We start from the raw sequence: 15,576 nt of genomic DNA, 5'->3' as shown, positions 1-15,576 counted from the left end.
AGGAAATTCACAGGCAGGAGCCGCTCATGGCAGAACCAGCAACCGCCGGCTCGACGGCCGGCAGGCTCGCGATCCGGAACATCGGATTGCTGCTCAGCGGCGACATCAGCCGGCCGATTCTCGATGCCGACGCGATCCTCGTCGAGGACGGCATTATCCGTGCGGTCGGCAAGGAGGGTTCGATCGAATTCGGCACGGTCGACCGCGAGATCGACGCGCAGGGCTGCGCGGTCACGCCGGGCCTGATCGACAACCACGTGCATACGGTGGCCGGTGACTGGACACCCCGCCAGAACCAGATCGGCTGGATCGAGTCGACGCTGCATGGCGGCGTCACCACCATGATATCGGCCGGCGAGGCGCACTATCCCGGACGGCCGAGGGATGTCGTCGGTATCAAGGCACTGGCGATCGCCGCCCAACGCTCGTTCGCTACGTTCCGGCCGGGCGGCATGAAGATCATCGCCGGCGCGCTAATCCTGGAGCCGGGGCTGACCGAGCGCGATTTCGGCGAACTGGCTGAAGCTGGCATCACCATCATCGGCGAGGTCGGTCTCGGCGGCGTCAAGGACGGTCCGACCGGCCGCCAGATGATTGCCTGGGCTCGCTCGCACGGCATGACCTCCATGACCCATACCGGCGGCCCGTCGATCCCAGGCTCGGGCCGGATCGGCGCCGACGTCGTGATCGAAGTCGACGCCGACGTGGTGGCACATGTGAACGGCGGCCCGACCGCGCTGCCGTTCGATGAGTTGCGCCGCATCACGGAGGAAAGCAGTCGCGCACTGGAGATCGTGCATAACGGCAACCTGCGTGCCGGCCTCTATGTGCTGGACCTCGCCAAGCAGCGCGGTGAACTCGCACGTGTCCTCCTGGGAACGGACGGACCGGCCGGTTCCGGCGTGCAGCCGCTCGGCATCCTGCGCATGATCACTATGCTGGCTTCGCTATGCGACGTCTCGGTGGAGACGGCGTTCTGCTTTGCGACCGGCAACACCGCCCGCGTGCGCGGCCTCAAAGACCGGGGCATCGTCGAAGCTGGCCGCGCGGCCGACCTCGTCTTCATGGACCGCGCCGCCGGCGGCGCGGGGGAGACGTTCCTGGAAAGCCTTGCGCTCGGCAACCTGCCGGGCATCGGCATGGTGATGGTCGACGGGGTGCCGCGCACGGCACGCAGCCGCAACACGCCGCCTGCCGACAAAGTGCCCGTTATTGTGAAAGGGTGTGCCGGCGACGGCTTCGGGGAGGTCGGCCTCCGATCTCCCGAGGCTGGAGGCTGAAAGGATACTATCGGCCATAATCTTTGACCGACGGTGCCGCCCCTCATCTGCCTGCCGGCAGTTTCTCCCCGCATGCGGGGAGAAGGGGTTGGTCGCTACACCAAAGCCTACCTCTCCCCGTTCTTCGCGGGGTGAGGGCCAGGATTGTCGGTGAATGCTTGCTGCCGTTGGTATGAAATGCCGTGAGTGAGTGCCGGCGGGCTGGCTCAGGTCAGCCCGTCTTCGCCCTTGACCTGATCCAGGCGTAGGCCGCCGACGCGCGGATGGGGACGGCCGCCATCGGTGACCGCAATCGCCACGGCGATCTCGTCCTCGCGCGGGGCGTCGGGCACGATCACTTCCATGCCGTCGAAATGGCTGCGCACCTTGGCGGCATCCTTGTGGCCGAGGGGAATATCGAAGGGGACGCCCGGCCCCCCGCGCTTCTTGGAAGACGGAATCAGCGCTGCTCCCTTGCCCAAGACGACCCGGAATGGCGCGCCGAGTTTCGGGTGCAGGATGGCCGCGGCGTGCTCGAGTTCGCCTTCGGCGCCCACCGCAGCGGCCTTGCCGAAACTGTGGACCGATTCACCAGCAATGCCGAGAGCTTCGACCGCGCGCCGCGGGAGCAGGGCGCCCAACTCCTCGCCGACCGACATCAGTTCGGAGAGGTCGTCGACGTAAGCGCCAGCATACGGATTGCGGATCACCGCGATCGCTGCGGCGCGACGAACCGGCGTTTCCACCGGTTTGCCGCCTTCGATCAGCGTCTCCTCGACGATCGTCACGATTCGGCGAATCTCGGCGCTCATCGCAAACCATCCTCGCCCTTGATCTCCGAGGCCTGGAGGCCGCCGGCGCGGTTGTGGATGCGCGGCCCGGTGGTCATGGCGAGGATCACGACGATCTCGTTGGCGCGCGGCGCGTCGTTGATGCCGACCTCGATCGCGTCGAAATGGCTGCGGACGTAGGACGCATTGATATGCGTGATCGGAATGTCGATTCGAATCCCAGGCCCGCCGACCTTCTTGGTCGAGGGAACAATGGCCTTGGCATCGCCCAGCACTTCCCGCATCGCGTAGCCGCCCGGATTGTGCCAGAGCGCGCCGTGTTCGAGTTCGCCAGCCGTACCGACGACGGCGCCCTTTCCATAGCCCTCTATGACGCTGACATCGTCGCCCAGCGCCTTCAACAGCCGCTGCGCCATCTCGAGCCCGAGCGGCCGCAGGTCATCCATGAAGGGCTGGATATCCTCGACGTAGCGGCCCGCGAACGGATTCTCGACTACGGCGAGGACGGCACCACGCCTTTGCGGCTGTGCCGGAGGCGGTCCGTTCTCGTGCAGCACCTCATCCACGACGGTAACGAATTTCCGTACTCGAACTTCGGCCATGGCGTCTCTCAGGCTCCCGAAACAAAATCAATGTTTGTTTGAATACAAACAATCCTCTGCACGTTCGCCTGTCAAGGTCGCTCGCGACAACCGAAGCCCATCGAGCGAGGTATCCAGCCATGCTGGCCGACCACTTATTGGTTCGAGCGCGGGCCCCCTATAAATGGAATCGAACTAGGGGCGTTTCCGGCGTCATTGTTGACGAGAGGGCCGCAAGTAAGGGGGTAATGACCATTATCGGTTCGGCAAAAGTTACCGCCACTGTCGGTTGATGTGTCCCGGCGCGCCTGAGTGCCGTCGACTTGGGCCGAACCCTCGACCGCGCGATACGCTACGGAAGAGAGAGAAAGTGTCGCGCCTGTTCGTACTCCAGCGGAGCGGATTGACAGCCCCCCAAGGTCGCTCATAAAGTTGTTTGACCATCAACAATCTGAAACCGGTTGGAAAGCCGGGCTGCATGGAGAGGGGTTCAGTTTTGTTCAGGAATTTCGTCAACGGTCTAATGGCTGGCGCTGCGCTGCTCGGCTCGGTGACCGTAGCTTCGGCGCAGGACAAGGTTTCGGTTGCCGCCATCTCCGGCTACTTCGCCCAGGGCTTCGGCATCTCCATCGTCAACGGCCTCAACAAGGCCAAGGACGAGTTCGGCATCGACCTCAAGCTGGTCGACACCGGCAACCGCGCGCTCGATTATGAAGAGCAGTTCGCCAATCTTGCCAAGGACGGCCAATACGACCTCATCTTCGTCATGGGCTGGGAGTTGGTCGACGCCCTTCAGAAGGCAAGCGCCGCCTATCCGAACCAGCGCTTCATCTTCATTGACGGCGTCCTCGATAGCCCGAACCTGATTTACGCCAGTTTCGCTGAAGAGCAGGGTTCCTTCATCGCGGGCGCTACGGCAGCCTTGATCGAGGCCAAGGGCTCGGATTTCGAGAAGGTAGGCGACGGCAAGGCGATCGGCTTCGTCGGCGGCCGTGACATCCCCGTGATCCGCAACTTCCTCGGCGGCTACGAGCAGGGCGCCAAGGCGGCTGCTCCCGACATCAAGGTGAACTCCGTCTTCGCCGGCACCTTCGACGATCCGGCCAAGGGCAGCGAGCTCGCCATGGCGCTCTACGGCCAGGGCAACGACATCGTCTACAATGTCGCCGGCCCGACCGGCGAGGGCGTGATGCAGGCGAGCGCGGCTGCTGACAAATATTCGATCGGTGTCGACATCGACATGTGTGGCACGGCCCCTGGCAATGTGCTCGGCTCCATGCTGAAGCGCGGTGACATCGCCGTCTACACGCTGGTCAAGGATGAGGTGGAAGGCCGCAAGATCACGCCGGGCACCCGCACCTTCGACCTTGCTTCCGGCGGCGTCGAATTCAAGGTCTGTGACGACATTGCGCCGAACATCCCAGACGACGTGACCGCCAAGGTCGAGGAGCTCAAGAAGGGCGTTCTCGACGGGTCTATCCAGGTCACCAAGGCGAAATAGGGCGTTCTGCGCCCTGACCCGCGCCGGCCCACCTCCCAAGCGGCGCGGGTCCTGTTCTCAGCAAGGAGGCTTTCCTTGGATCCCGTTTCACGCCCGGCCACCGAGCCGGCCGCGGACTACGCGGTCGAGTTGCTCGGCATCACCAAGCGCTTTGGCGCCTTCACCGCCAATGAGGGGGTCGACCTCAGGGTCCGGCGGGCCGGCATCCACGCGATCATCGGCGAGAATGGCGCCGGCAAGACCACGCTGATGAACGTCCTGTTCGGGCTGCTGCAGCCTGACGAGGGTGAGATCCGCGTCGACGGAAAGCCTGTCGTCGTGACCGATCCGTCCGTCGCCATCCGCGCCGGGCTCGGCATGGTGCACCAGCACTTCAAGCTCGTACCTTCGCTCACCGTTGCCGAGAATGTCTTCCTCGGAATGGAGATCCGCAGGAACGGGCTGATCGACCATCGCGCCCAGGAAGAGAAGACCCGTGAGCTCTCGGAGCGCTTCGGGCTCGCCGTCGATCCTACCGAGCGTGTTGGATTGCTGTCAGTGGGCATTGAACAGCGGATCGAGATCCTCAAGGTGCTGGTGCGCGGGGCACGAACCGTGATCCTCGACGAGCCGACCGCAGTGCTCACGCCACAGGAAAGCCGCGAGCTCTTCTCCACCCTGCGCGGCTTTACCCAGGACGGGATGACCGTGATCTTCATCTCCCACCATCTCGAAGAGGTGATGGAAGTGTCGGATACCGTCACCGTGCTGCGGCGCGGCAAGGCGGTTGCGACACGGCCGACCTCCGAACTCACCAAGGCCGAGATGGTGCGCCTCATGGTCGACCGCGACGTCAGTTTCGAACGGCCGGCGCGCGCCGCGACTGCAGGACAGAATATCCTTTCAGTGCGCGGCCTTTGGGCGCGCGACGACCGCCGCCATCCGGCGCTGCGCGACGTGAGCTTCGACGTACGCGCCGGCGAGATCGTCGGCATCGCCGGCGTCGCGGGCAACGGCCAGACCGAGCTCGCCGAGGTGCTTTCTGGCCTGCGTCCGGCGAGCCACGGCAGCGCTTCCCTCAACGGCCAGGACATCGTCACCTTGTCGCCGGCCGGCGTGCGCGCTGCCGGCCTCGCCCATGTGCCGGGCGATCGCATGGTTCGCGGCGTCGACGGCAACGCATCCATCTCAGCCAATCTGATCATGGGCCGCCAGAACCGCGCCCCTTGGAAGAAAGGCCCGAGGCTCGACTGGAAGGCCGCGGCGAACGAAGCCGCCAAGATGATCCAGCGATTCGACATCCGGGCGAGGGGGCCTGGCGATACGGTGCGCCGGCTCTCGGGAGGCAACATCCAGAAGGTGGTGCTGGCCCGCGAATTCACCAACGAGGCGCCGTTTCTTCTCATCGACCAGCCGACGCGTGGCGTCGACATCGGCGCGCAGGAAGCCATCCATGACGAAATCATGCGTCAGCGCGCCAAAGGCGTCGCAATCCTTGTCATCTCCGTCCAGCTCGATGAACTCATGAAGCTCGCCGACCGAATTCTTGTGATGTTCAACGGCCGGATCATGGGTTCGGTCGACGGCGACACCGCCGACGAGGACCAGATCGGCCTGATGATGGCCGGCATACCCCAGGGCTCGGTGGAGGCCGCTGCATGAGCCTCCGCCTTCGCGCCATACTCGGCCAGGTGATCGCCGTCGCCTTCGCACTTGCCCTCGGTTCGATCGTTATCCTGCTGATCGATGAAAGCCCCATCCGCGTCTTTACGACCCTCCTGCGCGGCGCCTTTGGCGACCCGGGCAAGGTCGCCGGGACACTCCTTCAAAGCACGCCGATCCTGATCAGTGGCGTCGCCGCGTGCATCGCGCTGCGCGGCGGCATGTTCAATGTCGGCGTCGAGGGTCAGCTCTTTCTTGGCGGCTTCGCGGCGGCCGTCGTCGGCTTCGGGCTCGACCTGCCGACCGGCCTGCACATGCTGGTCGGGCTTGCTGCGGCGATCCTCGCCGGCGCGGTCTGGGTGGCGATCCCGGCCTATTTCCGGGTGCGTTTCAACACCAACGAGGTGGTGTCCACGATTCTGTCGAATTACGTCGCGATCCTGCTCACCTCCTATTTCACGATCTTCCTGTTCAAGCGTCCTGGCGGCTGGTCCGAGACGCCGCCGATCCTGACATCGGCCCATCTGCCGGAGCTCTTCGACTTCTCGCGGCTGAACTGGGGGCTGGTGATCGGCCTGGTGCTGGCGCTCCTCACCGCCTGGTATTTCCGAAACACGCCGGGCGGATACTCGGTCTCGATGACCGGCTCGGCGCCGCGCTTCGCCGAGTATGGCGGCGTGGACATCAAGAAGCGCGGCTTCTGGGTGCTCATCGCGTCCGGTGCGGTCGGCGGGCTCGCCGGCGGCGTCGAGACGCTCGGCGTCCACCACCGCTTCATGGAAGGCTTCGCGCCGGGCTTCGGCTTCGACGGCTTGATCGCCGCGCTGCTCGCCAATGGCTCTCCGATCGGCACGATCCTGACGGCTCTGTTCTTCGGTGCGCTACGCTCGGGTTCGCTGCTGCTCGAAACGGACACAGCCGCCTCGCGCGAGATCATAACGGTGATCCAAGCGCTTATCATCCTGAGCGTCTCGGCTCAGGTTCTCCTGCGTCGCCGCGGCGACGCACAAGGCGGAGAGCGTCGATGGAAGTTCTGACAAGCCTCTTCAACGTCGCGCTGCTCGTCGCGATGCTGCGCACCACCGCGCCGATCCTTCTCGTCGCGATGGGCGGCTCGTTCACGACGAAGGCCGGCATCTTCAACATTGGCCTGGAAGGCCAGATGCTGGTCGGCGCCTTCTTCGCTGTGCTCGGCTCGATCTGGACCGGCTCAGCCTGGGGCGGCGTTCTTTGCGGCGTCGCGGCGGCACTCGTTTTTGCGCTGATCTTCGCGCTCCTCGTCGTCACCTTCCGTGCCAACGAGGTTGTGGTCGGCCTTGCGCTCAACATCTTGGCGGGCGGCATGACCATCTCGCTGATGAAGGCCGTCTTCGGCACGCGCGGGTCGATCGTCGGCCAGGGCATCGTCGGCCTGCCCAAGGTTCAGATCCCGTTTGCGCGCGAGATGCTGGGTTCCTGGGCGCCGCTGATCTCGGGTTATACGCCTCTCGTTTATGTCGCCTTCCTGGCGGTGCCGCTGCTTGTCCTCTTCTATCGCCGCACGAGGCTCGGCCTGCATATCCGCGTCGTCGGCGAGAAGCCGGAGGCGGCCGAGGCGCTCGGCATCTCCATCACCCGCATCCGCTACACGTCCTCGCTGCTCTGCGGCCTGCTCGCCGGGTTGGCGGGCGCGCATCTGTCGCTCGGCTACATCACCATGTTCACCGAGAACATGTCCTCAGGTCGCGGTTTCATGGCGGTGGCGATCCTGATCTTCTCCAACGGCGATCCGTTGCGCGTGCTTGCGGGCTGTCTGCTGTTCGGTTTCGCCGACGCCTTCTCGCTGCGGCTGCAGACCTTCGGCTACCCGTCCTACCTGATCCTCGCCGTGCCATATCTGGTGGCACTTGCCGCGCTGTTTGCGCTTTCCTACCGGGCCCGGCCCAAGCTGATCCGCGAGACGGCCGAAACCATGCGCCGCTTCCTGAGCGCCGAGCCCGACAAACCCTCCAATCCCCGCCCTCAGTGACGAGTATCCATGGAACGCATCATTCTTGACGTGGACTCGGCAGGCGACGACATCCTTGCCGTCCTGTTTGCCGCTGCCCACCCTGACATCAAGCTCGAAGCCGTGACCACGGTGACCGGCGCCGCCGGTCCCATCGAGCAGGTCACAGACGTCGTGTTGAACACACTGTCCGTTGCCGGCCGGGACGACATCCCGGTCCATGCCGGGGGGTGGCGCCCGATTGTCGGCAATTCCAAGGAGGACATGGAAGCGCCGGTGCACTTCGAGAAGCGGCTCACTGCCCGCTTCGGTGAGCGGCTGAAGAAGTTCAACCCGCCCGCGCCCGCGCCGAAGCGCCCCGCGACATCCGGTCATGCGGTCGACGTGATCCTGCGCACCGTGCTCGACAATCCCGGCGAGATCACCCTGGTCACAACCGGCCCGGCCACCAATGCCGCGATGGCCTTTCTCCAGGAGCCGAAGCTCGCCGGTGCGCTGAAGCGCATGCTGGTGCTTGGCGGCAACTTCGTCACGCCCGGCAACATCACGCCGCTCTCCGAATACAACATCTGGGCGGACCCGGAGGCCGCGCGGATCGTCCTGAACGCCGAGGTCGACAAGATCCTCGTCCCGCTCGACATCTGCGAAGACAATCGCGTCGCCGACTCCATGCTGACGCGCGACGACATCTCCGACATGCAGGCCGCCGCGAAGAACAATCCGGTTGTCGACATGATCGCCGACACTTTCCCGATCTATATCGACATCTGGCGCGAGTTCTTCGATCTCGTCGGCTTCCCGATGGACGACGTGATCACGCTGGCGCTCGCCATCCAGCCCGATCTGGTCGGCACCACCCCACCGCTGTTCGCCGACGTGGTGATCGAAAAGGGCGTGGCGCGCGGACAGACGGTTGCTCATCGCGGTCGTCAGTTGCTTCCCGTCAGCGGCCCGAAGACCACGCGCATCGCCCAGACGCTGGACGGCAAGCGCTTCCTGAAGATGTTCAAGGACACGATGGCGCTCTACGAGCGCGGGAACTGACCCATGCCCACACCTATTCTTTTTGACTGCGACCCCGGCCACGACGATGCGATAGCCCTCGTCATGGCGCATCGTTCTCCCGACATCGAACTGCTCGGCGTCACCACCACCTGCGGCAATGCCGAACTCGAGAAGACCACGACGAACGCGCTGCGGATCCTCGACTACCTTGGTGCGAACGTGCCGGTCGCGGCCGGCTGCCACCGCCCGCTTGCCCGTCCGCTCGTGCTCGGCACGGCCGATGGCCCGAGCGGTCTGGAAGGCTCGCCATATCTGCCGCAGGCGACGAGCCGGCCGATAGCTCAGCATGCGGTCGATTTCCTGGCGGAGAAGCTGCGCGCCAGCCCCGAGCCGCTCACCGTCGTTGCCACCGGGCCGCTCTGCAACATCGGCCTGATGATCCTGAAGCACCCCGACGTGCTGCCGAAGATCAAGCAACTAATCTGGATGGGCGGCGCGTTCTATCGCAAGAGCGAGATCATCACGCCGACCGAGTTCAATGCCTACTGCGATCCGGAAGCACTGAAGATCGTGCTCGACAGCGGCGTCGATATCCTCATGGTCGGGCTCGACGTGACCATGCAGGTTCTGATCGAGAAGGAGCAGTTCGACGAACTCGCCACCATCGACACGCCTCTCGGCCGCCTCGTGAACGACTGGCTGCGCTTCTATGAGAAGCTCCACCGCAACTCGATGGGCGTGGGCGGCGCGATGCACGATCCGCTGGCACTGGCGCTCGTCATCGACCCGACGCTGGTGCGGACCCGTCCCGCCCATATCGGCGTCGATCTCGGCGGCACCTACGCCTTCGGCGCGACCGTGGCCGACTTCTGGGGCGAACGCGGCGAGAAGGACAACGCCAAGATTGCCTATGAGGTGGATGCCGACAGGTTCTTCAAGCTGATGTTCGATCTGCTGCGCGATTGAACTAGGACGCGGTACGGCCGCCCCCAAATTCCGTCGCTACCCCGGCCAGTAATAGCGGCCGGGGTGGTCACCCGAGGCAGACTCTGTCGACGTATCCGTAACATAGTGCTGTTCAGCGGCGCCTGCGCCAGTTCCGGCATCGCTCCTCCCAAAGCGGACGAGAGACGCTTCTAAGAGCGTACAGCGATTCCCTGTGCCCCCAATTCTCCATCGGTTCGGGAAGGCGACGTCTCCGGACATTTCCCCCTTTCTACGGCAGGCGGAGAGATTATTTCCTGACTGTTGGCTGCGGCAGAAAACGGTCCTTTGCCGAGCGCGCGTGGATTGGCGAGATTGCCGGCGAGCGTCGCGATGCCGAAGCTCTCAATGCAAAGGAAAGGTCCCATGTCTGAACCCAAGAACCCGCTGTCGACCATCTCTTCAGCGGTGATCACAAGAAGAGCCGGCCTTTCCGCCCTGTTGGCTTCGGTCGTGGCCCTGGGCTTCCTTTTCGAACCCGCGATGGCGCAGGACAAGACCTCGGTGAAGGTAGGCATCATGAGCGGCGAGGACGAGGATGTCTGGCGCGTCGTGGCGCAGGAGGCGGCGAAGCGCGGGCTGACCGTCGAGCCGGTCGTGTTCAACGACTACACGCAGCCCAACGAAGCGCTGGAGCGGGGCGAGATCGACGCGAACGCTTTCCAGCACGGACCCTACCTGGAGAACCAGATTGAGCAACATGGCTATCACATCGTGGTGGCCGGCTACACCGCCATCTGGCCGATCGGGCTGTATTCGAAAAAGCACGCAAAGACCGCCGAATTGCCGGAGGGCGCCACGATCGGCGTGCCGAACGACCCGTCGAACGAGGGCAGGGCGCTGCTCCTGCTGCAGACCGAGGGGATCATCAAGCTGAAGGACGGCACCGGAATCCTCGCAACGATCGCCGACATCGAGGAGAGCCCGAACAAGGTCGAGATCAAGGAACTCGACGCCGGCATTGTCGGTCGCTCGATCGACGACCTCGATGCGGCAGTGGTGAACACCGACTGGGCTCTGAAGGCTGGGCTCACACCGGAGAACCGCATTGCCCAGGAGGCGGTCGCCGACAATCCGTACCGCAACTTCATCGCGGTCAAGGCCGAATCTGAGAACGAGCCTTGGGTGAAGAAACTGGTCGAATCCTACCAGAACGACGCCGTGAAGGCCGAATTCGACCGCGTCTACAAGGGAACCGGTCTGAGCGCCTACTAAGCGCGGTTTCGCGCAACCAGGGGAAATGCACCGGCTTGCCGAACCCGCGAGCCGGTGCAGCCGTTTGGTGCTCGATGCAGGCAACTGGACATTCTGGGGAATACATGGCCGAGGTTCTCGCAGCACGTTCTGCTGCGCCATCTGACGAGGTAGGTGCCGACGTCGGACCGGTCTTCGAGACGATGGACACGGTCTGCAGCGCGCCGGCGGAGGCGGTGGTCCGGCTCATCGAGCTGAAGCGCAAATTCGGCACGACGGCCGCCCTCGACGGCGTATCGCTGACCGTACGCAAGGGCGAGATCCTCGGCATCATCGGCCGCAGCGGTGCGGGCAAATCCACGTTGATTCGTTGTTTGAACGGGCTTGAGCGCCCGGATTCCGGTCAAGTCCTCGTCGAGGGGCGGGATCTCGCCCGGCTCAGCGAGCGAGAGCTGCAACCGCTGCGCCGGCGGATCGGCATGATCTTTCAGCATTTCAACCTGCTGTCGGCGAAAACGGTCGAGGACAATGTCGCGCTTCCCCTGAAGATAGAGGGAAGGGCAAAGCCCGAGCGCCGGCAGCGGGCGGCCGAGCTTCTGGACCTCGTCGGCCTTGCCGAGAAGGCGAAGGCCTATCCAGCTTCGCTTTCAGGCGGACAGAAGCAGCGCGTCGGCATCGCCAGGGCTCTCGCGGCCCGGCCCGCTCTCCTGTTGTCCGACGAGGCCACATCGGCGCTCGATCCGGAAACGACCGCCTCGATCCTTGCACTCCTCAAGGACATCAACCGGCGGCTTGGTCTCACTATCGTTCTCATCACCCACGAGATGGAAGTTGTTAGAACGATCGCTGATCGTATCGCCGTCATCGATGCCGGCCGGATCGTTGAGGAAGGCCCGGTGTGGAAGGTTTTTGCGGAGCCCCGCTCGGAGGTGACGCGCAGCCTTTTGGGCACGATCCGGCCACGTCTGCCGAGCGAGATCGCAGCCCGTCTCTCGCAACAGCCCGGCGGCGAGGCCATCCTGCGCGTCGAAGCTGCCGGGGAGGGGGCACGCCAGCCATTCCTGGCCGAACTCGCCACGGCCGCTGGCCTGCCATTCCGTCTGATCCATGGCGGCATGGATCATATCCAGGGCCAGCCGGTAGCGAGCCTCTTCCTTGCGGTGCCGGCACGCGATGCAGGAGCGGCCGGCCAGTTTCTGGATGCGCACGGTATAAAGACGGAGGTGCTCGGCTATGTCGCCGGTGATGCTTGATCTTTTCCTGCGCTCCATTTGGGAAACGCTGCTGATGACCGGGGCCTCCGGTATCATCTCGCTTGTTGCCGGCCTGCCGCTCGGCCTGGCGCTTGTCGCGACGGGCCGGGGCGGTATCGCGGAGAACGTCTGGGTCAACCGCGTCCTCGGCGCCATCATCAACGGCTTCCGCTCGGTGCCCTTCATCATCCTGCTGGTAGCGCTGATCCCGGTGACGCGGCTGATCGTCGGGACGTCCCTTGGCACGTGGGCGGCGGTCGTGCCGCTGTCGATCGCGGCCACGCCCTACTATGCGCGCATAGCGGAGGTGTCGCTTCGCGAAGTCGATCGAGGCCTGATCGAGGCGGCACGCGCCATGGGCGGCAACCGCTGGACTATCATCCGCGAGGTGCTGGTTCCGGAGGCCTTGCCGGGGCTCGTGGCCGGCTTCACCGTGACCCTGGTGACGCTGGTGGGCGCGTCCGCGATGGCCGGGGCGATCGGCGCCGGCGGGCTTGGCGATCTTGCCATCCGCTACGGATATCAGCGCTTCGAAACCACCGTGATGATTGCCGTCGTTGCCGTCCTGATCGTGCTGGTGTGCGGCATTCAGTGGATCGGCGACCGCATCGTCGCCACACTCGATCACCGAAAGGCCTAAAGCAATCGGTATCTGAAAGCGGCAGGCAGTGTTGACTGCCCTACATACCTTACGAGAGATTTCGCCATCGGTCCCGGAGATTGGTGCCATGAACGCATCTCATTCTGAAATGCAACGGCTCTCGACCTTCTCGCGCCTGCAGCCACCCTTTGCCTCGGTACTCAACCTGATCGGGCAAACCCCCGTGGTCGAGCTCACGAAATTCGACACCGGGCCGTGCCGCCTCTTCGTCAAGCTGGAGAGCCACAATCCGGGCGGCTCGATCAAGGATCGCATCGCGCTTTCCATGATCGCCGAAGCCGAGCGGCAGGGCAGGCTCGCGCCGGGTGGAACGATCGTCGAGGCGACGGCCGGCAATACCGGGCTCGGGCTCGCGCAGGTCGGCATCCCGAAGGGATACCGCATCGTGCTCGTCGTGCCCGACAAGATGTCGCGTGAGAAGGTGCAGCACCTGCGCGCTCTCGGCGCCGAGGTACGCCTGACGCGGTCGGATGTCGGCAAGGGCCACCCCGACTACTACCAGGACATGGCGGAGCGGATTGCGGCGGAAACGCCCGGCGCCTTCTACGTCAACCAGTTCGCCAATCCGGCCAATCCCTACGCCCACGAGACCACTACGGCCCCCGAGATCTGGGAGCAGCTCGGCCAGGATCTGGACGCAGTCGTGGTGGGCGTGGGCTCGGGCGGAACCCTCACCGGTCTCGGCCGCTTCTTCGCAAGCGTCTCGCCGAAGACCGAGATGATCCTCGCCGATCCAGTGGGATCAGTGCTCGCCCACTATGTGAAGACCGGCGAGTTGTTGGAGGCCGGAAGCTGGACCGTGGAAGGCATCGGCGAGGACTTCATCCCGCCCAATGCCGATCTCTCGCTGGTGAAAAAAGCCTATTCGATCCCGGACCGTCAAAGCATGGCGGCCGCCCGCGATCTCCTTTCGAGGGAAGGCATACTGGCCGGTTCCTCCTCCGGGACGCTGCTGGCCGCCGCCTTGCGCTACTGCCGGGAGCAAAGCACCCCGAAGCGCGTGCTGACATTTATCTGCGACTCCGGCAACAAGTACCTGTCCAAGGTCTTCGACGATTTCTGGCTGGCCGAACAGGGTCTGTCCGAGCGCGAGCAGCACAGGGATTTGCGCGACGTGGTCGCCCGCTCGCATCGGGAGGGCGGGACGGTCTTCGTCGGACCGGAGGAGACGTTGCTCAACGCCTATGGCCGCATGCGCCGGGCGGATGTCTCACAACTGCCGGTCCTCGATGACGGCAGGCTGGTGGGGATCATCGACGAAAGCGATATCCTCAAACGAGTGGAAGGCCCTTACGACAGCCGTTGGCAGCGCTTCAACGAGCCGGTTCGAAACGCCATGACCGAGGAGTTGCATACGCTGCAGGCCAGCCAGACGCTCGATGCGCTCCTGCCGGTCTTCGACCGTAACGAGGTGGCGATCATTTTCGACGAGGACGAGTTCATCGGCCTGATCACCCGCATCGATCTCATCAACCATTTGAGGCGCACCAGCAGATGACCATCACAGGGAAGAACCGACTCGCCTTCGCCACCAGGACCATCCATGGCGGCCAGAGCCTTGATCCGACTACTGGCGCCGTCATGGTGCCCATCTATGCGACGTCCACCTACGGCCAGGAGAGTCCCGGCGTCCATAAGGGTTTCGAATACGCGCGCAGCCAGAACCCCACCCGGTTCGCCTTCGAGCGCGCGGTGGCCGATCTGGAGAGCGGTGCCGCGGCCTTCGCCTTCGCCTCCGGCCTAGCCGCCATCGCCACGGTTCTGGAACTCCTGGATACCGGCGCACACATCGTCGCGACCGACGACATCTATGGCGGCACTTTCCGCCTCCTCGAAAGGGTGCGCAAGCGCTCGGCCGGCCTCAAGGTCGACTTCGCCGACTTTACCGATCTGGCCGCGGTGGAGGCCGCGATCCAGCCGGAAACCCGGATGCTCTGGGTCGAGACGCCGACCAATCCGCTGCTGAAGGTGGTCGATCTGGAAGCCATCGCGGCGCTGGCGAAGCGCCGGGACCTGATCACAGTGGCCGACAACACCTTCTGCAGCCCCTACATCCAGCGGCCGCTGGAACTCGGCTTCGACATCGTCGTGCACTCGACCACGAAATACCTGAACGGCCATTCCGACATGGTCGGCGGCGTGGCGGTGGTATGCGAGGAGGGCGATTTGCGGGACCGCCTGAAGTTCCTGCAGAACGCGGTCGGCGCCATTTCCGGGCCGTTCGACAGCTTCCTGGCCCTGCGCGGCATCAAGACCCTGGCACTGAGGATGGAGCGGCATTCGTCGAACGGCATGAGAATAGCGCGCTGGCTGGAAGGCCGCCGGGACGTGCGCCGCGTCATCTATCCGGGCCTGGAGAGCCATTCGCAGCATGAGATTGCCAAACGGCAGATGCATGCTTTCGGCGGCATGCTCTCCGTCGATCTCGACCGCGACCTCGCGGGGACCAAGCGATTCCTGGAGCGGACGCAACTGTTTACGCTGGCCGAAAGCCTGGGCGGCGTGGAAAGCCTCATCGAGCATCCCGCCCTGATGACCCACGGCTCCATTCCCCCGGCCAAGCGGGCGGCGGGTGGCATCTCGGACTCGCTGGTACGCATCTCCGCCGGCATCGAGGACGCGGACGACCTCATCGCGGATCTCGAGCAGGCGCTTGGCGGCTGAAGGGGCTCCTCGCCATTGATAGCCGTGGGCCAGTCGCCCGAGAGCTACAGGCGGC

The 15,576-nt window shown here is 64.5% G+C and carries 14 protein-coding genes; 12 read left to right on the top strand and 2 right to left on the bottom strand.

Translation table 11 applies throughout. The annotated features are described in order from the left end of the window. Positions 1-26 precede the first annotated feature (26 nt). A complete protein-coding gene (locus tag HUI96_RS12645; protein ID WP_188255017.1) occupies positions 27-1,280 on the top strand; it encodes an amidohydrolase family protein in 1,254 nt (417 codons plus the stop codon). 206 nt (positions 1,281-1,486) lie between these two features. Here HUI96_RS12645 and HUI96_RS12640 read toward each other — a convergent pair whose 3' ends face one another. Both HUI96_RS12640 and HUI96_RS12635 read right to left on the bottom strand, forming a co-directional pair. After that, positions 1,487-2,071 (bottom strand): amino acid synthesis family protein, encoded by a 585-nt coding sequence (locus tag HUI96_RS12640; RefSeq protein WP_188255016.1) that lies wholly within the window; start codon positions 2,069-2,071, stop codon positions 1,487-1,489. After that, entirely contained in the window at positions 2,068-2,652 is a 585-nt protein-coding gene (locus HUI96_RS12635) for an amino acid synthesis family protein (RefSeq protein WP_188255015.1), read from the bottom strand. Before HUI96_RS12635 ends, HUI96_RS12640 begins: the two co-directional genes overlap by 4 nt. A 457-nt stretch (positions 2,653-3,109) precedes the next feature. Between HUI96_RS12635 and HUI96_RS12630 the strand changes: the two genes are divergently transcribed. From HUI96_RS12630 to HUI96_RS12580, 11 genes are all read left to right on the top strand, one after another. After that, positions 3,110-4,132, top strand: a complete 1,023-nt coding sequence (locus HUI96_RS12630; protein WP_237684116.1) for a BMP family lipoprotein — start codon at positions 3,110-3,112, stop codon at positions 4,130-4,132. A gap of 75 nt (positions 4,133-4,207) precedes the next feature. Then, positions 4,208-5,773, top strand: a complete 1,566-nt coding sequence (locus tag HUI96_RS12625; RefSeq protein ID WP_188255014.1) for an ABC transporter ATP-binding protein — start codon at positions 4,208-4,210, stop codon at positions 5,771-5,773. Continuing rightward, a complete protein-coding gene (locus HUI96_RS12620; RefSeq protein ID WP_188255013.1) occupies positions 5,770-6,810 on the top strand; it encodes an ABC transporter permease in 1,041 nt (346 codons plus the stop codon). The genes HUI96_RS12625 and HUI96_RS12620 overlap by 4 nt, the downstream gene beginning before the upstream one ends. After that, positions 6,798-7,781: an ABC transporter permease gene (locus HUI96_RS12615; protein WP_188255012.1), complete on the top strand. Its 984-nt coding sequence runs from the start codon at positions 6,798-6,800 to the stop codon at positions 7,779-7,781. Before HUI96_RS12620 ends, HUI96_RS12615 begins: the two co-directional genes overlap by 13 nt. 9 nt (positions 7,782-7,790) lie before the next feature. Continuing rightward, positions 7,791-8,804 (top strand): nucleoside hydrolase, encoded by a 1,014-nt coding sequence (locus HUI96_RS12610; RefSeq protein ID WP_188255011.1) that lies wholly within the window; start codon positions 7,791-7,793, stop codon positions 8,802-8,804. Positions 8,805-8,807: 3 nt separating this feature from the next. Then, on the top strand, positions 8,808-9,731 hold the full coding sequence (locus tag HUI96_RS12605; protein ID WP_188255010.1) for a nucleoside hydrolase: 924 nt from the start codon (positions 8,808-8,810) through the stop codon (positions 9,729-9,731). Positions 9,732-10,115: 384 nt separating this feature from the next. Beyond that, a complete protein-coding gene (locus HUI96_RS12600; protein WP_188255009.1) occupies positions 10,116-10,964 on the top strand; it encodes a MetQ/NlpA family ABC transporter substrate-binding protein in 849 nt (282 codons plus the stop codon). A 182-nt stretch (positions 10,965-11,146) separates the two neighbouring features. Next, the gene (locus HUI96_RS12595; RefSeq protein ID WP_188255229.1) at positions 11,147-12,196 is read left to right on the top strand and encodes a methionine ABC transporter ATP-binding protein; all 1,050 of its coding nucleotides are present in this window, start codon (positions 11,147-11,149) and stop codon (positions 12,194-12,196) included. Next, positions 12,177-12,836, top strand: a complete 660-nt coding sequence (locus tag HUI96_RS12590) for a methionine ABC transporter permease (RefSeq protein WP_188255008.1) — start codon at positions 12,177-12,179, stop codon at positions 12,834-12,836. The genes HUI96_RS12595 and HUI96_RS12590 overlap by 20 nt, the downstream gene beginning before the upstream one ends. Before the next feature lie 88 nt (positions 12,837-12,924). Continuing rightward, the gene (locus tag HUI96_RS12585) at positions 12,925-14,355 is read left to right on the top strand and encodes a pyridoxal-phosphate dependent enzyme (RefSeq protein ID WP_425299215.1); all 1,431 of its coding nucleotides are present in this window, start codon (positions 12,925-12,927) and stop codon (positions 14,353-14,355) included. After that, positions 14,352-15,521, top strand: a complete 1,170-nt coding sequence (locus HUI96_RS12580) for a trans-sulfuration enzyme family protein (protein WP_188255007.1) — start codon at positions 14,352-14,354, stop codon at positions 15,519-15,521. The genes HUI96_RS12585 and HUI96_RS12580 overlap by 4 nt, the downstream gene beginning before the upstream one ends. Positions 15,522-15,576 lie beyond the last annotated feature (55 nt).

Source organism: Pseudaminobacter soli (ex Zhang et al. 2022) (assembly GCF_014595955.1).
In the GTDB taxonomy this organism is placed as follows: domain Bacteria; phylum Pseudomonadota; class Alphaproteobacteria; order Rhizobiales; family Rhizobiaceae; genus Kumtagia; species Kumtagia pseudosoli.
This window is presented reverse-complemented; position numbering and strand designations above follow the sequence as displayed.